Source organism: Chryseobacterium oncorhynchi (genome assembly GCF_002899895.1).
Classification (GTDB): domain Bacteria; phylum Bacteroidota; class Bacteroidia; order Flavobacteriales; family Weeksellaceae; genus Chryseobacterium; species Chryseobacterium oncorhynchi.
Genome location: NZ_PPEI02000004.1, coordinates 78785 through 98189 on the forward strand (window position 1 = coordinate 78785; position 19405 = coordinate 98189).

The 19405-nt window shown below is 35.2% G+C and carries 19 protein-coding genes and 1 tRNA gene; 13 read left to right on the forward strand and 7 right to left on the reverse strand.

Going from position 1 to position 19405, the window contains the following annotated elements; genetic code table 11:
- Window positions 1–167: 167 nt before the first annotated feature.
- Together C1638_RS13930 and C1638_RS13935 are read left to right on the forward strand one after the other, a co-directional pair.
- The gene (locus C1638_RS13930; protein ID WP_109621921.1) at window positions 168–3350 is read left to right on the forward strand and encodes an efflux RND transporter permease subunit; all 3183 of its coding nucleotides are present in this window, start codon (window positions 168–170) and stop codon (window positions 3348–3350) included.
- A gap of 151 nt (window positions 3351–3501) precedes the next feature.
- Window positions 3502–4914 (forward strand): efflux transporter outer membrane subunit, encoded by a 1413-nt coding sequence (locus C1638_RS13935; protein WP_109621923.1) that lies wholly within the window; start codon window positions 3502–3504, stop codon window positions 4912–4914.
- Window positions 4915–4965: 51 nt separating this feature from the next.
- Here the strand turns inward: C1638_RS13935 and C1638_RS13940 are convergent, their stop codons facing one another.
- Together C1638_RS13940 and miaA are read right to left on the reverse strand one after the other, a co-directional pair.
- Complete coding sequence (locus tag C1638_RS13940; protein WP_109621926.1) at window positions 4966–5574, reverse strand: LbetaH domain-containing protein; 609 nt, start codon at window positions 5572–5574, stop codon at window positions 4966–4968.
- A 5-nt stretch (window positions 5575–5579) separates the two neighbouring features.
- Window positions 5580–6500: a tRNA (adenosine(37)-N6)-dimethylallyltransferase MiaA gene (gene miaA, locus C1638_RS13945; protein ID WP_109621928.1), complete on the reverse strand. Its 921-nt coding sequence runs from the start codon at window positions 6498–6500 to the stop codon at window positions 5580–5582.
- A 94-nt stretch (window positions 6501–6594) separates the two neighbouring features.
- Here miaA and C1638_RS13950 point away from each other — a divergent pair, with 94 nt between their 5' ends.
- The 4 genes from C1638_RS13950 to C1638_RS22845 all read left to right on the forward strand — a co-directional run bounded on the left by C1638_RS13950 (window position 6595) and on the right by C1638_RS22845 (window position 9416).
- Complete coding sequence (locus C1638_RS13950; protein WP_109621936.1) at window positions 6595–7452, forward strand: YicC family protein; 858 nt, start codon at window positions 6595–6597, stop codon at window positions 7450–7452.
- Window positions 7453–7512: 60 nt separating this feature from the next.
- The gene (gmk, locus tag C1638_RS13955) at window positions 7513–8076 is read left to right on the forward strand and encodes a guanylate kinase (RefSeq protein WP_109621938.1); all 564 of its coding nucleotides are present in this window, start codon (window positions 7513–7515) and stop codon (window positions 8074–8076) included.
- Between the two features lie 106 nt (window positions 8077–8182).
- Window positions 8183–9202: a quinolinate synthase NadA gene (gene nadA / locus C1638_RS13960; protein ID WP_076354533.1), complete on the forward strand. Its 1020-nt coding sequence runs from the start codon at window positions 8183–8185 to the stop codon at window positions 9200–9202.
- A gap of 52 nt (window positions 9203–9254) precedes the next feature.
- Window positions 9255–9416, forward strand: coding sequence for a bacteriocin-like protein (locus tag C1638_RS22845; RefSeq protein WP_438829981.1), 162 nt, complete (start codon window positions 9255–9257; stop codon window positions 9414–9416).
- Between the two features lie 55 nt (window positions 9417–9471).
- On the opposite strand, the gene C1638_RS13970 is transcribed toward C1638_RS22845, so the two are convergent.
- The 4 genes from C1638_RS13970 to C1638_RS13980 form a co-directional block, all read right to left on the reverse strand.
- Window positions 9472–9675, reverse strand: a complete 204-nt coding sequence (locus C1638_RS13970; RefSeq protein WP_109621940.1) for a bacteriocin-like protein — start codon at window positions 9673–9675, stop codon at window positions 9472–9474.
- Between the two features lie 63 nt (window positions 9676–9738).
- Complete coding sequence (locus C1638_RS13975) at window positions 9739–9948, reverse strand: hypothetical protein (RefSeq protein ID WP_109621942.1); 210 nt, start codon at window positions 9946–9948, stop codon at window positions 9739–9741.
- A gap of 53 nt (window positions 9949–10001) precedes the next feature.
- Entirely contained in the window at window positions 10002–10172 is a 171-nt protein-coding gene (locus C1638_RS22375; protein ID WP_165826538.1) for a bacteriocin-like protein, read from the reverse strand.
- Window positions 10173–10242: 70 nt separating this feature from the next.
- The gene (locus C1638_RS13980; protein ID WP_109621944.1) at window positions 10243–10437 is read right to left on the reverse strand and encodes a bacteriocin-like protein; all 195 of its coding nucleotides are present in this window, start codon (window positions 10435–10437) and stop codon (window positions 10243–10245) included.
- Between the two features lie 333 nt (window positions 10438–10770).
- Between C1638_RS13980 and thrA the strand changes: the two genes are divergently transcribed.
- The 7 genes from thrA to C1638_RS14020 all read left to right on the forward strand — a co-directional run bounded on the left by thrA (window position 10771) and on the right by C1638_RS14020 (window position 17926).
- Entirely contained in the window at window positions 10771–13221 is a 2451-nt protein-coding gene (thrA, locus tag C1638_RS13990; RefSeq protein WP_109621948.1) for a bifunctional aspartate kinase/homoserine dehydrogenase I, read from the forward strand.
- 11 nt (window positions 13222–13232) lie between these two features.
- Window positions 13233–14168, forward strand: coding sequence for a homoserine kinase (locus C1638_RS13995; RefSeq protein ID WP_109621949.1), 936 nt, complete (start codon window positions 13233–13235; stop codon window positions 14166–14168).
- Between the two features lie 9 nt (window positions 14169–14177).
- The gene (gene thrC / locus C1638_RS14000; protein WP_109621951.1) at window positions 14178–15482 is read left to right on the forward strand and encodes a threonine synthase; all 1305 of its coding nucleotides are present in this window, start codon (window positions 14178–14180) and stop codon (window positions 15480–15482) included.
- A 5-nt stretch (window positions 15483–15487) separates the two neighbouring features.
- A complete protein-coding gene (folB, locus tag C1638_RS14005) occupies window positions 15488–15856 on the forward strand; it encodes a dihydroneopterin aldolase (protein ID WP_109621952.1) in 369 nt (122 codons plus the stop codon).
- 34 nt (window positions 15857–15890) lie between these two features.
- Window positions 15891–17255 carry a DUF4403 family protein gene (locus C1638_RS14010; RefSeq protein ID WP_109621954.1) on the forward strand — a complete coding sequence of 455 codons (1365 nt, stop codon included), beginning with the start codon at window positions 15891–15893 and terminating at the stop codon, window positions 17253–17255.
- A gap of 43 nt (window positions 17256–17298) precedes the next feature.
- Window positions 17299–17796 (forward strand): RDD family protein, encoded by a 498-nt coding sequence (locus C1638_RS14015; protein ID WP_109621957.1) that lies wholly within the window; start codon window positions 17299–17301, stop codon window positions 17794–17796.
- 59 nt (window positions 17797–17855) lie between these two features.
- Window positions 17856–17926, forward strand: a tRNA-Cys gene (locus C1638_RS14020).
- Between the two features lie 879 nt (window positions 17927–18805).
- Here C1638_RS14020 and C1638_RS14025 read toward each other — a convergent pair.
- Window positions 18806–19252, reverse strand: coding sequence for a hypothetical protein (locus tag C1638_RS14025; RefSeq protein ID WP_076354548.1), 447 nt, complete (start codon window positions 19250–19252; stop codon window positions 18806–18808).
- Between the last annotated feature and the right edge of the window lie 153 nt (window positions 19253–19405).

Below are 19405 nucleotides of genomic sequence, written 5' to 3' on the forward strand. Positions count from 1 at the left end.
TAAACATTTTTCTTTTTAATGCTTAAGTTTTTGAAGTCATCATCATTCCGTTGATTAAGAGCATATAAGTTTTTCATTTAAGAGGATACTTACTATTCTCAAGCTTTAAAACTAAATCAACTTAAGTGTTTAAAAAGGTTTAAACAACATTAAAAAATAAACTTCTTATGTTAAAACAATTTATAGAAAGACCGGTCCTTTCAACGGTCATCTCCATAATACTCTTATTATTGGGAGCTTTGTCTCTCTTTAATTTACCGATTGCTCTCTTTCCGGACATTGCTCCGCCGAGTGTTCAGGTAACGGCCTTTTATCCGGGAGCAAATGCTGAGGTAGTAGCTCGTTCTGTAGCAACACCCATTGAGGAAGCAGTGAACGGGGTTGAAAATATGACCTACATGACTTCCAACTCAAGTAATGATGGTACCATGACACTGAGCGTTTTCTTCAAGCAGGGATCTGATCCTGATAATGCAGCCGTAAACGTACAAAACCGTGTATCAAAAGCAATGAGCCAACTTCCTCAGGAAGTAGTACAAGCGGGAATTTCTACACAGAAAGTTCAAAATAGTATGATTATGTTCATGGGATTATCCAGTGATGATCCGAAACAATATGATGAACTTTTCTTACAGAATTACCTTAAGATCAACGTGATTCCTCAGATTCAGCGTATTCCGGGGGTTGCTCAGGCTCAGGTTTTCGGAACCAGAGATTATTCCATGAGAATCTGGTTAAAACCGGATAGACTGGCTGCCAACAATCTTTCTCCACAGGAAGTTTTGAATGCCATTAAAGATCACAACCTTGAAGCTGCTCCGGGACGTCTTGGACAAGGGAGTAAAGAAACTTACGAATATATCCTTAAATATAAAGGAAAGCTGAACAAAGGTGAAGATTACGAAAGTATCGCCATTAAAGCGAATAGTGACGGATCATTCCTAAGATTAAAAGACGTTGCAAGAGTAGAATTTGGTTCTTATACCTATACTGCAACCAACAGAGTAGACGGAAAACCGGTTGCCGGATTTGCTATTCTTCAAACTGCAGGTTCAAATGCCAATGAGATCCTTACTGAAATTGAAAAGCAGGTGGATACATTCAGTACTACCCTACCTAAAGGAGTGAAGCCTATTATCATGTATAATTCTAAGGATTTCCTTGATGCTTCTATTCATCAGGTAGTAGAAACATTGGTGATTGCATTCGTTTTGGTATTTATTGTAGTATTTATTTTCCTTCAGGATTTCAGATCTACTTTAATTCCGGCCATTGCAGTTCCGGTAGCCATTATTGGTACATTCTTCTTCCTTCAATTATTTGGTTTCAGTATTAATATGCTTACGTTGTTCGCATTGGTATTGGCTATTGGTATTGTAGTGGATGATGCCATCGTAGTGGTAGAGGCTGTCCATTCCAAAATGGAACAAACGGGAATGCCTGTGGAGCAAGCCACCATCAACTCAATGAGTGAAATTTCCGGGGCCATTATTTCCATTACATTGGTGATGTGTGCGGTATTTATTCCCGTAGGCTTTATGCAGGGCCCTGCAGGGGTTTTCTACAGACAGTTTGCCTTTACACTGGCCATTGCTATTTTGATTTCAGCAGTAAATGCATTGACATTGAGTCCTGCTTTATGTGCCCTTTTCCTTAATGATCCTCAGGGAGAACATGGTGAACACGGTCACAAAAAAGGATTTGGAGCAAGATTCTTCAACGCATTTAATGTGAGCTTCAATAACATGACCAGAAAATATATTTACAGCCTTAAATTTTTAATTAAAAATAAATGGGTTGCCATCGGAGGTCTTGTTCTGATTACTGCAGTCAGCATATTTATGATTAAAAAAGCCCCTTCAGGATTTATTCCGACAGAAGATCAAGGATTCGTATTATATGCAGTGAACACTCCTCCGGGAAGCTCACTGGAAAGAACACATAATGCAACTGCACAAATTGATAAAATCATTAACGGAGAAAAAGCAACCAATCACCTTTGGGTAGCAGATGGGATGAACTTTATCAGTAATGCCAATGCTTCGCCTTATTCTGCAGGTTTCATCAAGCTTAAAGATTATGATAAACGTGGTGAAATGAAAGATCCTGATCAGATTGCAGCTGCATTAACAGGAAAAGTAAGTCAGGTAAAGGATGCCAACGCATTCTTCTTCAACTTCCCAACAATTCAGGGATTTGGTAACGTTTCCGGTTTTGAATTTATGCTTCAGGATAAAACCAACGGTTCTTTTGAGCAATTGGGAACAACAACACAACAATTCATTGGTGAATTAATGAAGCGTCCGGAAATTGCATTTGCGTTTACTACTTATGCAGCCGGAAATCCACAATACACTATTGATGTAGATACAGATAAAGCCAATCAGTTAGGAGTTTCTGTTACAGAATTAATGCAGACTATGCAGATATATTACGGAAGTAGCTTCGTTTCAGATTTCAACAGATTTGGTAAGTATTACAGGGTAATGGCACAGGCCGATATTCCTTATCGTACAGATATCAATTCTTTGGAGGGAATCTATGTGAAAAATAAATCAGGCGAAATGGTTCCTGCTAAAACATTGGTTACCTTAAAAAGAACCTTTGGACCTGAAACGGTAACCAGAAATAACCTATTCAACGCCGTAACCATCAATGGTACTCCAAAACCTGGGTACAGTACCGGAGATGCCATCAAAGCAGTAGAAGAAGTAGCCAAGCAATCACTTCCAAGAGGTTATGGCTATGAATGGACAGGAATTACCCGTGAAGAAATTAAAACAGGTGGACAAACTACATTCATCTTCCTTTTAAGTATTCTTTTTGTTTACTTTCTATTGGCTGCACAGTATGAAAGTTATATTCTTCCGTTTGCCATTATCTTAACTATTCCAACAGGGATCTTTGGGGTATTTGCCTTCACAGGGCTGGCAGGAATTGATAATAACATCTATGTACAGGTTGGATTGATCATGCTGGTCGGATTATTGGCGAAAAATGCCATCCTGATTGTAGAGTTTGCCGTTCAGAGAAGAAAAGCAGGAAGATCATTAATTGAATCTGCTCTTCAGGCTTCAAGATTACGTCTAAGACCAATTTTGATGACGTCCTTTGCCTTTATCGTAGGGATGCTTCCATTGGTATGGACACAGGGAGCTTCTGCAAAAGGGAACCACTCCATCGGTTATAGTACAGTAGGTGGAATGCTTACAGGAGTTGTATTCGGAGTTTTCATTATTCCGGTAATGTATGTAGTCTTCCAGTATCTGCATGAAAAAATGCCGAGCAGAAAAAAGAAAAGACTTCAAAGAAAATTACAGCAAGAGCAAGCTTTAACAGCTACTCATTAAAAATTATTTATAAACTGTTGAGGAATATAATAATCACAAAAAGGCTTTGAAAATTGTTCAAATATTTGCGCAAATCTCAGCAAACCGTGTTGACAACCTTATTATATTCCTCAAAATTTTGTACTCAATTAAAGTCTATTAAACAAAAACTATGAAAAGAGTAAAAAATATTATTCTAACATTTGCGCTGGCTATAGGATCTGTTTCGTGTGTGTCAAAACTGGCATACACGGAGCCGGACCTTCCGCTTCCGGAAAAGTTCCAGTACACAGCAACTGCCGATACAGCAAGCATTGCTAATCTGGAATGGAAACAATTTTTCAACGATCCTATTTTACAGGGATTGATTGAAAAGGGAATTAAAAATAATTATGACCTTCAAATTGCTTTAAAACAAGTTGCCTCTTCACAGGAAAAACTAAAACAGGCAAAATATATGCAATATCCGGACGTTGGCTTCGGAGTATCTGCACAGATTTCAAAACCATCCAAAAACAGTATGAATGGGCAGAGCTTAAATTTATTTTTAGGACAAAGCCATGTTGAAGATTACAACGCTGCATTCAACTTATCTTGGGAGGCTGATATTTGGGGAAAGATCAAAAATCAGCAGGAAGTTTCAAGAATGCAATATCTACAAACTTACGAAGGTTCAAAAGCTATCCAGACGCAGGTGATTGCAGCCATTGCCCAAGGATATTACAATCTTTTGATGCTTGATAAACAATTGGGCATTGCAAAATCCAATCTGGAATTAAGCAGTAATACCTTAATGATTACACAAAAAATGTGGGAAAGTGGTGATACAACCTCTTTGGGAGTACAACAGGCTGCCGCTCAGAAACAGGCTACTGAACTTCTGATCTCTCAATTGGAACAAAATATTGCCATTCAGGAAAATGCTTTAAGTATTTTGGTAGGCGAAACCCCTAATAAGGTCAATAGAACTATTGAAATGTCTGACACTTCCCTTCCTCAAAATATTTCAGCAGGACTTCCGGCAGCTATGGTAAGCAGAAGACCTGATGTACGTCAGCAGGAACTTGTTTTATTGGAATCCAATGCTATGGTAGGAATTGCCCAAGCCAATATGTATCCAGCATTAAAAATCACAGCAAATGGAGGGGTTAACTCATTCAAAATTGATAACTGGTTTCAAATTCCGGCATCATTATTTGGATCTGTTTTAGGAGGAATTACTCAGCCTATTTTCCAGAAAAGACAATTAAAAACGGATTTGGCAGTGGCTCAAATTCAAAGAGAAAAAAATGTATTGGCTTTCCGTCAATCGGTACTGAATGCCGTTGGTGAAGTTTCTGATGCCTTGGTTTCTAATGAAAACTTAAAAATTCAGGAACAAAAAGCTGCAGAACAGTCCACTACATTAAAAGATGGGATTAAAAGCGCACAGCTTCTTTACAGAGGAGGTTCAGCCAATTATCTGGAGGTAATTACCGCACAAGGGAATTCTCTTCAGGCTGAGTTGAATCTTGCTTCCATTAAAAGACAGAGATTAAGCAGCATTGTAGACCTATACAGAGCGCTAGGAGGCGGTTGGAAGTAGTAAATTTAATTATATTGTTTGAGTGCAGTCTTTCGGGACTGCATTTTTATTTCATTGAAGTACTTGTTCTATTAATTCTAATCTTTTAACAATGGTTTTTTTATTTAAAATACTTCCCGGAGATAGAACAGCATTCGCACCAATTTTACAGTCATCTCCCACCAATGAACCAAATTTATTGATACCCGTAGAAATTATTTGATTGTTATAGATAACTGAAATATTTTTTTCTTCTCTTTCATTAAAATGATTTGCGCAAATAGATCCGGCTTCAAAATTTACATTTTTACCAATAATACTATTTCCTATATAATTAAAATGTGCCGTGGCAGAGTAATCAAGAATGATAGATTGTTTAATTTCAGAGCCTGGACCAATATTCACAGATTTGCCAAGAAATATAGGCCCTCTCAGATAGGCATATGCTCCTACCCTACAATTTTCATTGATGATTAAGGTTCCTTTTAAAACTGCACCTTGTTCAATTTCTGCAGATTTATGGATAGCAATACCTCCGTTAATAATATAATCGTCTGATAAAGTCTTTATTTTTTCAATTAATAGTATTTCTAACTGATCTGTTATTTCCCATGGAAATTTATTTTCAGTGTTAAAAACTTCAGAATCAAAATCATTTATAAAATTCTTTATTTCAATCATACTTACTATTCTATAAGCTTTAATCTGGTTGATATATATTCAATCAATCCATCATAATCCTGTTGAGAATATCCCAATTGCAAATAATGAATATCGTCCGCTCTTCTATACCAGGTCAATTGACGTTTGGCATATCTACGGCTATTCTTTTTAATTTCTGAAACGGCAAAATCAAGATCCCATTCCCCATCAAAGTATTTGAATAGTTCTGAGTAACCAACCGTATTCAAAGCAGTAAGTCCTTTAAATTTCTCCAAACCTTTTACCTCATCCAAAAGACCTTTCTCCATCATAATATCAACCCTACGATTGATCCTGTCATACAATTCTTCTCTAGGCGCTTCAATTCCAATTCTGATGACATTAAAATCTCTGGAGTCCTGAGAAATCGCAATCTGTTCAGAATATTTTTTATTAGTTTGCCAGATTACATCAATGGCGCGCAGAAGTCTTCGGTGGTTATGAATATCTACCACCTCAGCATATTCGGGATCCAGTTCTTTTAAAATTTCCTGAAGTTTTTCAATTCCCTCCTGCTCCATAAGTTGCTGAAGTTTCTCCTGATTTTCTGCATCAGCTTCCGGCAGATCATTCAATCCTTCAATGACTGCTTTTTCATACATCATACTTCCACCGACAAGAATTACGGTGTTATGATTTTTAAAAAGTTCATTAAGTTTTTGCAGGGCATCTTCTTCGTATTGCCCAATAGAATAGTAGTCTTCTACTAAAAGATTTCCAATAAAATGATGAGGTGCTTCAGCCAGCTCCTCTTCAGAAGGAGATGCCGTTCCTATTTTCATTTCCTTAAAGAACTGCCGTGAATCACAGGAAACAATCTCAGTATTGAAATATTTTGCAAGATCAATTGCCAGTCTCGTTTTACCTATTCCGGTGGGTCCTACTACAGAAATTAGATTTTTCATCAGTTCACGTTCATTATTTTATTGGTCAGATGGAGTCTTTACAGATTTCACAGTGCTAATTTAAATGTTTATCTTTGTAGAACAATAAAAAACTATGATTTTATCAATGACTGGCTTCGGTAGAGCCGAAGGTGTTTTTGAAGGAAAAAAAATAACAATAGATATTAAATCATTGAACAGCAAGAGCTTTGATTTAAATATCAAAATTCCTTTACGTTATAAAGAAAAAGAATTTGAAATCAGAAAAATTCTTAATGATAGAATTATCCGTGGAAAGGTAGACTGCTACGTCAATCTGGAAAACCTTGAAGAATCCAATGATGTGAAAATCAATAAGAGTTTAATTGAATCTTATGTCAATGAGCTTAAAAACATTGCATCAGACGGACCTAATTTCGAATATCTGAAAATGGCCGTAAGACTTCCTGACGCCATTACATCAAGACCTGATGAGCTTACAGAGGGTGAATGGGAAGCATTAGCAAAAATCGTTAATGCTGCTGTTGATAGATTTGAAGAATTCAGAAAAACTGAAGGCAGTATTTTACACGAAGAACTGAACAGAAATATTCAAAATATTGATAAATATCTGGGTGAAGTGATTCCTTTTGAAGAAGAAAGAATCGTAAGTGTAAAAGAACGTTACCAAAAGTCTCTGAAAGAATTCGAAAATGTGGATGAGACTCGTTTTTATCAGGAAATGGCTTATTTCACAGAAAAATTAGACATTTCAGAAGAAAAGGTAAGACTTACCCAGCACTTGAAATACTATAAGGAAGTAATGGACAATGAATCTTTCAACGGAAAAAAACTGGGCTTTATTTCTCAGGAAATCGGAAGAGAGATCAATACATTAGGTTCCAAAGCCAACCATGCTGAAATCCAGAAGCTGGTGGTGATGATGAAAGATGATTTGGAAAAAATTAAAGAACAAACGTTAAACGTATTATAAATAGTTGATTGTTGATAGTAGGGATAAGCTCCTATCTATCAACCACCAACTGAGAACTCTATGGATAAGGTAATTATATTTTCAGCACCGTCTGGAAGCGGAAAAACTACATTGGTAAAACATTCTCTTGAAACATTTCCTGAACTTGAATTTTCTATTTCCTGTACTACAAGACAGCCAAGAGGAAGTGAAGTTCATGCAGTGGACTATCATTTTTTATCTCCTGATGAATTCAGACAGAAAATTTCAGAAGATGCTTTTGTAGAATATGAGGAAGTATACACTGATAAATATTACGGTACTTTAAAGTCTGAAGTAGAAAAGATCTGGAATCAGGGAAAAGTTGTTATTTTTGATGTAGATGTAAAAGGAGGAATTTCCTTAAAAAAATACTTCGGAGAAAAGGCATTGTCTATTTTTATAGAACCCCCTTCCATTGAAGAACTGGAACGAAGATTGATTACAAGGAATACAGATGATGCAGAAACCATTAAAACCCGCGTAGAAAAGGCAGAAGAAGAAATGTCTTATGCAAGCGAGTTTGATAAGATCGTGATTAATTCTGATCTGGACGAAGCTAAAAAAGAAATAGAAAGTTTAATAAAAAGTTTTATCAACAATTAATGGCTGGAAGATGGAGGTCAGAAAATGGAAGTCATATACTCCCATTCTTATCTAACTTCTAATTTCTAATCTCTAATTTCTGATAATAAAAAACATTGAGGTTGATATGAGTACCGAAACATTAGAAAAAGCTAAATCTGCAATTCCTGTAAAAGGATTTCTGGATATAAAAGATATAGCAATTCCTCAGGGAGAAGAATTGGTAAAGGCCATTCTAAAACTTAAGGAAGAAAAAAATGCTGTAATCCTTGCCCATTATTACCAACCGGGAGAAATTCAGGATATCGCTGATTTCCTTGGAGATTCCCTACAATTGGCAAGACAGGCAAAGGATACCAATGCTGACATGATTGTATTCTGCGGAGTACACTTCATGGCGGAAGCGGCCAAAATTCTGAACCCAACTAAAAAAGTAGTTCTTCCTGATACTATGGCAGGATGCTCTCTTGCAGACGGATGTTCAGGTGAAGGGTTGAGAAAAATGCGTGAACAGCATCCTAACGCCTTAATTGCAACTTACATCAACTGTAATGCTGAAACCAAGGCAGAAAGTGACATCATTGTAACAAGCTCTAACGCTGAAACAGTAATTGAAGCGCTACCAACAGACAGACCTATCATTTTTGCACCGGATAAAAACCTTGGAAGATATTTATCTAAAAAGACAGGTCGTGATATGATCCTTTGGGATGGAAGTTGTATAGTACACGAAGCATTTTCTATGGAGAGAATTGCTAAGCAGCTGGCAGACAACCCAGACGCTAAAATGATTGCACACCCGGAAAGTGAAGAAGCCGTTTTAAAACTGGCTCACTTCATTGGTTCTACTTCTGCTCTATTAAACTTTGTAGAAAAAGACGATTGCCAGAAATTCATTATTGCTACTGAAGAAGGTATTCTTCACGAAATGAGAAAACGCGCACCGCATAAGGAATTAATTCCAGCTTTAGTTTTTGACGAAAGCTGTAACTGTTCTGAGTGTTTCTACATGAAGCGTAATACCATGGAAAAATTGTACTTATGTATGAAGTATGAACTTCCTGAGATTCTTATTGACGAAGAATTGAGATTAAGAGCATTAAAGCCAATTGAGGCCATGCTTGATCTTTCTAAAAGTATAAAATAATTTTTTTGTTTTTGAATATTTATTATATTTAGCATTCAAACTAATAATAAATATGAAAAATCTTAAAAAATTAAACCGAGAAAATCTTAAAAGAGTAAACGGTGGAGCAGGAAATTTCTGCAACTTTTGTGAAATACATGAAACCTGTGGATCAGGATGCAATGGAGAATCAATTTGTATTCCAAAAGGAGAACATTTCCCTCCTAATTGTTAATAAAATTAAAGCACTGTTTTTACAGTGCTTTTTTATTTCAATTGATCTCGTCTTATTAAGAAACTCCTCCATCCATGCATTCTATACTTACAATCACACACATTTTGCAACGGAAAGGAAGCGCATTATAAGCATCACAAGGAGCATCATTAGGTCCATTTCCATAAGTAGTATTTCTCGGACATCCACTACAGCTTGCTCCAGCTGCCCCATTGAGTTGTTCAAGTTCTTTTCTGTTTAATTTCTTAAGATTTTTCATAGTTGTTTTAATTTTTTGGTATTAAATATTTGACTCTTCTTAAAAAGGAATTAGTTTGAATCTTTAATTATAAAAATCAGAATAATCCGGACCATAGCAATCTGCACTTACATCTACACAATTTCTACAGTTTGGAGATAATGCCCAATAACTGGAACAGCTATTCGTATATTCTGGGCCGTCTCCGTAGTTTCCTCCGGTTGGGCATCCGGCACATCCTGCCATTCCCTTACCCTTGATACTCTTCAGTTTTGTTCTTGATAACTTTTTCATACTATTTATTTTTATGAATTAAGCTTATTGTAAGTATCGGAATACCTACTTCATTATAATTTAGGATCATAGCAAGTTCCACCTGGCTTTAATGAACACCCCCATCTTCCACCTCCTCTGAAGCACACAAACTGTGCTCCGCCACAAGCTTCAATTTGGATATCCGTAATACCTCCATTGATGGTTTTCTTTTGTTCTCTTGATAATTTTTTAATTGTTTTCATAATGTTTTAATTTGATGTTAATGAGAAATATAGAACACTATTTTATAATGTTATTCTATGATTATAATAATTAATAAGGACCGAAACAATCCATACTTACCAGTACTCTTAGTTTACAGCATTCTGGTAAACCATTAAACTCTCCGCAAGATCTTGGTTGATCAGGGCCATAAGGACCCGGAGGACAAGACTCATTACAATGTCCTATTCCTCCTCCATTAATTGATTTTAGATTCTCTCTGTTAATCTTTTTTGAATTTTTCATGATTAATTTTAATTATAGTTTGAATATAAATGTAAGATTTTTAATCAATTACACCAAGTATTTCTCCAAAAAAGGAATTATTAATTTATTATGTTAAAAACATGTTATTCCAAAATAATTTGTACATTTGTTTCACTACAATGAATTTTTTAAGAAACATATCTGATATTTCTGCCCTGAAATTACCTATTTCAGGCATATCTTCTGTTTCTACATTCACAACTACAACGACTACCCCATAAAGGGGTAAATTTTCACATATTATTTTCGGGACCTGTACTCTTTTTTTAAAGAGTAACCTTTCTACTTTCTCTAACCTCAAATAAATAATTGATGAAAATTTTAAAATTCGGTGGTACATCAGTCGCCAATTCTCAGAATATACTTCTGGTAGAAAACATAATAAAAAAAGAATCCTTGCAAGACAGGATCATCGTTATAGTATCTGCACTACACGGCGTTACAGACAAGCTGATTAAAGCAGCAGAATATGCTTCTGTCAAGGATGAAAGCTATTTACAAATTGTAAACAACCTTGAAGAAAAACATTTAACCTTAGTCAAAGATCTTATCCCTATTTTAGATCAAAGCTCATGGTTAAGCTTCGTTAAAAAACATTTCAATGATATAGAAGACCTATATAACGGAATTTTTGTTTTGGGTGAACTTACGGACAGAATCAAGGATAAAATTGCATCATATGGGGAATTTCTATCTTCTCATATCATTGCTGCAAGACTACAATATCAGCAACTAGACTGTGTCTGGATGAATTCTGCTGATCTCATCAGAACTGACAGTAATTTTACCAATGCAAAAGTTAATTCTGAAATTACAGAAAATAACATTAAGAATTATCTTAATGATCATCCAAACCAAATCATCATAGGCCCCGGTTTCATAGCCCATGATGATAAAAACAATGCTACAACATTAGGACGAGGAGGCTCAGATTATACAGCTTCCCTTATTGCCGCTGCTGTTCATGCCGAAGAACTTCAGATCTGGACAGATGTAAGTGGTATGATGACTGCCGATCCGCGTCTGGCTTCCAATGCAAAACCCATTTCGGAAATATCCTATCATGAAGCAATGGAACTTTCCCATTTTGGGGCAAAAGTTCTTTATCCACCATCCATTCAACCTGTGATGGTGAAAAATATTGACCTGAAAATCAAAAACACTTTTGATCCGAATGCCAAAGGAACCTTGGTTTCTCACAATCTTGAAACTCTGGAGAACGAAAAACAACAGGTAGCTGTTGGGGTTTCAAATATGAGTAATATAGCCCTCCTTACTTTGGAAGGCAGCGGAATGGTTGGTATTCCCGGTATTTCAGCAAAATTATTTCAATGTCTTAGTCAGGAGAAAATCAATATCATTCTTATTACGCAAGGTTCATCGGAACATTCCATTACTCTTGCTATTCATGAAAAAGATAAATCTATTGCTGAAAGCGCCATCAATTCCTCATTTGCAGATGATATTAGCTTAAAGAGAATTGACCCAGTCAAAATTGAGATTGGACTTTCCATTGTTGCCATAGTAGGTGAAAACATGAAAAGTAAAAGTGGGGTGAGTGCAAAAATGTTCGGATGTCTGGGAAACAACGGAATCAATATAAGAACAATTGCCCAAGGTTCCTCAGAAAGAAACATCAGCGTTGTAATCTCAGAAAAAGACACAAAAAAAGCAGTGAATGTTCTTCATGAAGAATTTTTTGAATCTGAAATAAAACAAATTCACCTTTACATTTGTGGAACCGGTAATGTAGGATCAAAACTGATTCAGCAGATCTATAAACAAAATCAATATCTGAGAGAAAATTCCTTAATTAATCTAAGAATTGCAGGATTATCCAACAGCCGTAAAATGATCTTTTCAGATAAAGGAATTTCAGAAGAGGAATACCTCAACTGGAGCGAATCAGGAATAGAATCTTCACCACAAGATTTTGCTGCAGAGATCATCTCCCGAAACTTGAGAAATTCTGTTTTTGTAGATATTACAGCAAGTTCTGACGTTCCGGAAGTGTATGAAAGATTGCTAAAAAGAAGTATCAATATTGTAGCCTGTAACAAAATTGCAGCCTCATCAGATTTTGAAAAATATAAAGCTCTAAAAAATACAGCCCGAAATCATAATTGCAAATTCTATTTTGAAACCAATGTAGGCGCAGGACTTCCGGTAATAGGCACCATTAATGACCTGATTAAAAGTGGTGATAAAATAACTTCCATTGAAGCTGTACTAAGTGGAACATTAAATTTTGTATTCAATAACTATGATGGAAGCAGAACATTTTCTGAAGTGGTAGCACAAGCTCAAGAAGAAGGATATACAGAACCAGACCCAAGACTGGATTTATCGGGGACAGATGTGGCCCGTAAAACTTTAATCCTCGCCAGAGAAGCTGGTTATCCACTTCAATTGGAAGAAATTGAAAATACAGGGTTTCTTCCTGAAGCATGTATGCAGGGAAGTGTAGAACATTTCTATGAAAAACTTTCAGAATACGAACAGCATTTCAAAGCATTGCTTGCAGATGCTAAAAAAGAGGGTAAAATATTAAAGTATGTTGCCAAATTCAAGGAGGGTAAAGCAAAAGTAGGTTTACAGCATGTTGCACCAGAAAGCGATCTTTTTCATCTCTATGGAAAAGACAACATTGTTATTTTTAAAACTTTAAGATATTCTGAACAACCATTAGTCATAAAAGGAGCCGGTGCCGGTGCCGAGGTAACGGCAAGTGGAATTTTTGCAGACATTATACGTTCAATTTAAAAACATAGAAAATGAAAAAAATAAAATTAAAAATTCCGGCTACAGTAGCCAATATGGTATGTGGATTTGATATTCTGGGAATGGCTATACATGAACCTTATGACGAAATGGAGATTACGTTACTGGAAACTCCGGAAATCATCATTAAACATAAGGATCAGTTTAAACTTCCTGAGGAACCTTCTAAAAATGTAGCAGGAATAGTCCTTCTGAAAATTCAGGAACATTTGAACTTAACCCAAGGTTTTGAGGTCGTGATCCATAAACATATAAAACCAGGAAGTGGGCTTGGCTCCAGTGCAGCGAGTGCTGCCGGAGCCGCATTGGGTGCTAGTATTTTATTAGGAAATATATTTTCCAAAGATGAAATTATTCATTTCGCTATGTTTGGGGAAGAACTGGCTTCCGGAGTTCGTCATGCAGACAATATTGCGCCTTGCATTTATGGAGGCATCACATTGGTAAAATCAACCAATCCTATTGATATTATCCCATTGAATGCACCCGATTTGTTTGTAGCCGCTGTACATCCTCAAGTTGAAGTAAAAACTTCAGATTCAAGACAGATTCTGAAGAAAAATATCTCTCTAAAAAGCGCCATTGAACAATGGGGAAATATTGCAGGACTGGTTGCAGGTATTCAAAAAAATGATTTCCCATTGATTGGCAGGAGCCTTAATGATGTTATCATAGAACCTATACGAAGTATTTTAATTCCAAAATTTGATGAAATTAAAATGACAAGTCTTCAACTTGGTGCATTGGGTGGAGGAATTTCCGGATCTGGTCCTTCAATTTTCATGTTGGCTGAAGAAAAGGAAACTGCAGAAAAAATTGCATTCCAGATGAAGTCTGTTTATGACGAAATCAATATTGAAAGCTTTGTATATGTTTCAAAAATAAATCCAGGTGGGATTGAAATCATTGAAGAATCAAAACAACATTAAAAAAAACAAATGAAATATTATAATCTAAAAGACAGTCAGGAAAAAGTTGATTTCAGGACAGCAACAATAAAAGGCCAGGGAAAAGACAAAGGATTATTTTTTCCGGAAAGTATTCCGCAATTTGAAAAAGAGTTTATTCAAAATCTTCATCAATATTCTGATGAGGAAATTGCCTACCGATGCATGAAAGATTTTATTGGAGATGAAATTCCCTCAGAAATACTACGGGAAATCATCGCCGAAACGATCAGCTTTGAGATTCCTTTACAAAAGATCAGTGACAGAATTTCAATTCTTGAGCTTTTTCATGGACCTACCTTGGCATTCAAGGATATCGGAGCCAGATTTATGAGCCGTTGCCTATCCTATTTTTTGAAAGATCAAGATAGAAAAGTGACAGTTCTTGTTGCTACCTCTGGAGATACGGGCGGAGCTGTTGCCCATGGATTTTACGGTCTTCCAGACATTGATGTTGTTATTCTTTATCCTAAAAACAGGGTAAGTCCGGTTCAGGAAAAACAACTTACGGCATTGGGTGAAAATATTTTTGCCTTGGAAGTGAACGGAAGCTTCGATGATTGTCAAGGATTGGTAAAACAAACTTTCACTAATGAGGAAATCAATAAAAAATTATTTCTGACCTCCGCCAACTCTATTAATATTGCAAGATGGCTTCCACAGCAGATATATTATTTATTAGCTTTAAAACAATGGCAAAAATCAGAAAAAGAAGCTCCGGTAATTTGTGTTCCCAGTGGAAATTTCGGAAATATATGTGCAGGACTTCTCGCTCATCTTCGAGGACTTCCTGCAGAACATTTTATTGCAGCGTGTAATGCCAATGATGTAGTTCCTGAATATTTAAAAACTCAGAATTTTAAGCCTAAAAAAGCTTTGGCTACTTTATCTAATGCAATGGATGTAGGAGATCCCAGCAACTTTGTAAGGATCATGGAACTTTTTGGACAGAACTTTGGCTCATTAAAAAATAAAATATCCGGCTATTCTGTAAATGATGAAGAAACTATGAATACTATTACAGAAGTTCATAAAAAATATAAATACATTCTCGAGCCTCATAGCGCAGTAGCATTTGCATCCATGGAGCAATATCTGAGTGAAAATCCAGGGAAAAAGGGATTCATTTTAGGAACAGCTCATCCTGTAAAATTCCCTGATGCTGTGGAAAAAGCGATCAAAGTAAAAATTGAAATTCCAGAATCTTTGAATGACCTGATGAAAAAGGAGAAAAAAACTGTAGAAATAAACTCAGATTTTGAAGAATTAAGACGATTTTTGCTTGATAAAAATTAAATGCAATGAGCAAAATATATCTTGAAGATGTAAAAATATATGCCTACCACGGAGTGTTACCTGAGGAAAACATTATTGGAACGTATTATATTTTAAATGCAGAGCTTCATACCGATTTGTGGAAAGCCGCCGGATCTGATGACCTGAACGATACCATAAGTTATGCAGACCTTAATGACATTATCCATCATGAAATGAAAATAAAGTCTCAACTTTTGGAGCATGTAGCCGGAAGAATTATTTCAACAATTCATGCACGTTTTCCACAAATCGATTATATTAAGTTAAAAATAACCAAAACTGCTCCCCCAATGCAGGGAGAAATGAAAGGAGCCAGTATTGAACTGGAAAAAAGCTTTAAGCCGGAAAATTAAAATTCTTATTTTCGTTTTATAAAAAAATACAAAATTGAAACTTGTTAAAATATTATTCTTAGTAGCATTCATCAATGCTTTTGGACAATCTGGTGTAGATAATCAATTGGCAAATTATAACTTTCCAAAGATCAAGTCCAGCATTACCATGCCGGTAACTATTCCTCTTTCGGAGCTGAGTAACATGATTAATGCCTCTGTAAAGGATCTGGTATATCAGGATGATTCTTATACCGATAACAATAACGACCAGTTTAAGGTAAAAGTTTGGAAAACCAGACCTATCCGTTTGGTAGGAGGGACTACCCAAAACCTGTTGATTGAAGTTCCCCTAAAAATATGGGCAGAAAAAGGTATTGGAACATTAGGCGTTTACAGCTACCAGAATACCACCTTTGAAACAGTAATGTCCTTTAATACCACCGTTACTTTTAAAAATAACTGGACCATTACAACCTCTACAAGACCGAATGGCTTCAGATGGGTAACAAAACCTGTATTAGATTATGGTAGAATACAAATACCAATTACTCCAATTGTTGAAAAAAGCCTTAAGGAACAACAGGAGAAATTCTGTAAAACTATTGATCAGCAGATGGCTACTCAACTGAACTTCCAGCAATATGCCGTGATGGCATGGAATACTTTCTTGCAGCCATTTAATATTTCTGAGGAATACAACACATGGTTGAAGATAAGTCCGGTTGGAGTTAATATTACTCCTTTGAAATTTTACGGAAACCAGATCAATGCAACTCTTGGTATTGACATTTACTCTGAAACTTTCACAGGAAACAAACCCGTGGCTTCTCCATCCGTGGCCTCGGCTACCAACTTTAACTTCTCTCCTACCGTTGCAGATAAGTTTCTTTTACAAACCACCGCGAATATTCCCTTTACAGAAGCCAGCAACATGGCCAGAAAGACTTTCTTAAACAAGGAATTTGATATCAGAGATTCAAAGGTAAAAGTAACAGATATTAGAGTATATGGTCTAGATAACAGGGTTGTCATTGAGGCTCAGACTGATGGATATATTAAAGGAACTGCTGTTATTTCAGGAATTCCGGTGTATGACGAAACCAAAAGAAAAATTGTTTTGTCTGACACCAAGTTCAAATTAAAAACCATGAATATTCTTCAAAAAACAGCTTCTCTCCTATTTCAGGGAAAAATTGTAAAAATGATTGAAGAAGAATACGGAATCCCAACTCAGGAATTGGAAGAAACATCCAGAAAAAGTATTGAAGACGCCTTTAATAAAGAATATTATAAGGGCTTAAAGATGAGTGGAAAAGTATTTAACCTGAAGCCAAGTAAAATTCTTCTCAACAGTACGGGGATTACAGCTGTGATTGATACCAATGCTACCCTAAAATTACTGGTCAACGGATTTTAAAATAGTAAATAAAATTCAACCTAGAAAAAACTAATAACCAACCATGAAAAGAATTCTAAATGTTGTTGAATATAATAAAGCTTCATTATGGATTAGGCTTGCCAATAATTTCATAGATCTTACGGTCATATATATTGTGAATTATCTGATCTCTATTATTTTCAATTTCCTTTATAAAATAACTTCAATTGAGTTTTTCTACTTCTATAGTAATGGCCATATTTTATGGAGTTTTCTTATTGGAAATTTCAACTATTGTCTTTATTATTTTCTAATGGAAAACTATTTAGATGGGAGAACTGTCTCAAAATATATTACAGGAACTAAAGTAATCAGTACAGATGGTACCAAACCAACTACTCAACAAATTATTTACAGAAGTCTTTCCAGAATTGTTCCTTTTGATGGAATATCATTTCTTGGAGTAAACGGATGGCACGACAGCTGGAGCTATACAAGGGTAATTAATGTTAAAAATTATATTACTGAAAATCAATCAAAAAGCGAAATTGACAGTCTAGGAAAGAAAGAAATTGCATGAAAACTTTTGTTCATAAAGAAATTTTGCTATATTTGCACACCTCAAAAATGGTAAAACATGGTACTTTGGCCGAGCGGCTAGGCAGTGGTCTGCAACACCATCTACAGCGGTTCGAATCCGCTAGGTACCTCTTCAAAACCTCTAAATTTTATTTAGAGGTTTTTTTGTTTCTTAATATCCCATTTTAAATTTAAAATACAAGATTAATTTATAAAATGAAGTGGCTTTAAATCCTTTTTCATCATTAGGAAAACTCATTACTTTTCAACACATTTACATAAGGCCAGCATATCTTTGTTAGAAAAATAAAATATAGCATTACCAAGAAAAACTTAAATACTCAAGAGTATTATTAGTAATCAACTGTAATTATTTTCAGAACCCCACCAATCTTCAACTTAACATATAGAAACAAAAAAAATCCTCGGAAATTCCGAGGATAAAAACTAATAACCATGAAAACTCAAATTAAACATGAGTTGCGTTTGTATATTGAAAAATCGTGCCAAGAATTACAAATTTTGAAAAAAAAATGCATTTTATTCCCCAACCCTACTTACTCTATTTTTTACTTTTACAACCTTATTAACATACATTATAATAATTTTATTAAAACATTTAATTATATAAAATTAAAAAACACACAACAGAATAAAATTTAATAAATAATTAATAATTAAAAAAAATATGAAATTTATATAATTCATGAATTAAAAAAATAATTCACAAAGCAAAATTGGACTTAAATATATCTTTTGAAGAGCAAAATGCTTTTTACTTTAAACTAAAAAGCAAAAGACCTCCCATTCAGGAGGCCTAAAAAACACAAATGATGAAAAAAATCTATTTAGATAAATCTAAACAGAATATTGTATGATACCCACCCTATTTTTTTTCATAGAAGAATTTAAATCTCAAGGCAAGTAATTATCTATAACTTTATAATGATTAAAAAAATCCTCATTTCGAGGATTGGTAAATTTAGATAAATATTTTGTTTTTCACAAAGTTATTCTTCCCACGTAATTGGAACATATATCGTAATGTATCCATCCGCATCTACATTCGCTTCAGAAACTGTAGCAACTACCGTTCCATAACCTACCCAGCCTCCCTGGCCCTGAATTCCTGAAAAAGCATACGTTCCTGCCGGAAGATCCTCCTCAGAATACTGTGGAAGTACTGTATTATATCCATTATTACTATAGTACGTTTCCCCAGTCGCCGTATTTTCTGCAATAAAACCTCCCAAGTCAAATCCTGAACCTGAAAGAATTTTTGTTCCACTCTTTGAAAGAAGACCATAACGAATTTTAAAAGTCTGAGTTTTTGCATCTTTATGAGATACTTCTGAACGAACTTTAGTTTGAACTTCAATAACATCCGTAGAAGAAAAAGAAGTAGTAACAGCCAGTAATCCTACAACAGCTGCAACTGTAAAAATTGATTTTTTCATATTTAAAGTAATTTGATATTCAAAAATAGACAACGTAAATGAATTCAACAAGAACTAATGATTAACTATATTTTACAATTACTTATAACAAAAAAAATTCCCCGGAAATACCAGGGAACTATGATGAATCTCGTTTAGAAGATTAATTTTCAA

What these genes read in the sequence shown, in the direction of transcription:
- C1638_RS13930 (WP_109621921.1), top strand. Translation starts at nt 168, where the DNA reads ATGTTAAAACAATTTATAGAAAGACCGGTCCTTTCAACGGTCATCTCC.
- C1638_RS13935 (WP_109621923.1), top strand. Translation starts at nt 3,502, where the DNA reads ATGAAAAGAGTAAAAAATATTATTCTAACATTTGCGCTGGCTATAGGA.
- C1638_RS13940 (WP_109621926.1), bottom strand. Translation starts at nt 5,574, where the DNA reads ATGATTGAAATAAAGAATTTTATAAATGATTTTGATTCTGAAGTTTTT.
- miaA (WP_109621928.1), bottom strand. Translation starts at nt 6,500, where the DNA reads ATGAAAAATCTAATTTCTGTAGTAGGACCCACCGGAATAGGTAAAACG.
- C1638_RS13950 (WP_109621936.1), top strand. Translation starts at nt 6,595, where the DNA reads ATGATTTTATCAATGACTGGCTTCGGTAGAGCCGAAGGTGTTTTTGAA.
- gmk (WP_109621938.1), top strand. Translation starts at nt 7,513, where the DNA reads ATGGATAAGGTAATTATATTTTCAGCACCGTCTGGAAGCGGAAAAACT.
- nadA (WP_076354533.1), top strand. Translation starts at nt 8,183, where the DNA reads ATGAGTACCGAAACATTAGAAAAAGCTAAATCTGCAATTCCTGTAAAA.
- C1638_RS22845 (WP_438829981.1), top strand. Translation starts at nt 9,255, where the DNA reads ATGAAAAATCTTAAAAAATTAAACCGAGAAAATCTTAAAAGAGTAAAC.
- C1638_RS13970 (WP_109621940.1), bottom strand. Translation starts at nt 9,675, where the DNA reads ATGAAAAATCTTAAGAAATTAAACAGAAAAGAACTTGAACAACTCAAT.
- C1638_RS13975 (WP_109621942.1), bottom strand. Translation starts at nt 9,948, where the DNA reads ATGAAAAAGTTATCAAGAACAAAACTGAAGAGTATCAAGGGTAAGGGA.
- C1638_RS22375 (WP_165826538.1), bottom strand. Translation starts at nt 10,172, where the DNA reads ATGAAAACAATTAAAAAATTATCAAGAGAACAAAAGAAAACCATCAAT.
- C1638_RS13980 (WP_109621944.1), bottom strand. Translation starts at nt 10,437, where the DNA reads ATGAAAAATTCAAAAAAGATTAACAGAGAGAATCTAAAATCAATTAAT.
- thrA (WP_109621948.1), top strand. Translation starts at nt 10,771, where the DNA reads ATGAAAATTTTAAAATTCGGTGGTACATCAGTCGCCAATTCTCAGAAT.
- C1638_RS13995 (WP_109621949.1), top strand. Translation starts at nt 13,233, where the DNA reads ATGAAAAAAATAAAATTAAAAATTCCGGCTACAGTAGCCAATATGGTA.
- thrC (WP_109621951.1), top strand. Translation starts at nt 14,178, where the DNA reads ATGAAATATTATAATCTAAAAGACAGTCAGGAAAAAGTTGATTTCAGG.
- folB (WP_109621952.1), top strand. Translation starts at nt 15,488, where the DNA reads ATGAGCAAAATATATCTTGAAGATGTAAAAATATATGCCTACCACGGA.
- C1638_RS14015 (WP_109621957.1), top strand. Translation starts at nt 17,299, where the DNA reads ATGAAAAGAATTCTAAATGTTGTTGAATATAATAAAGCTTCATTATGG.
- C1638_RS14025 (WP_076354548.1), bottom strand. Translation starts at nt 19,252, where the DNA reads ATGAAAAAATCAATTTTTACAGTTGCAGCTGTTGTAGGATTACTGGCT.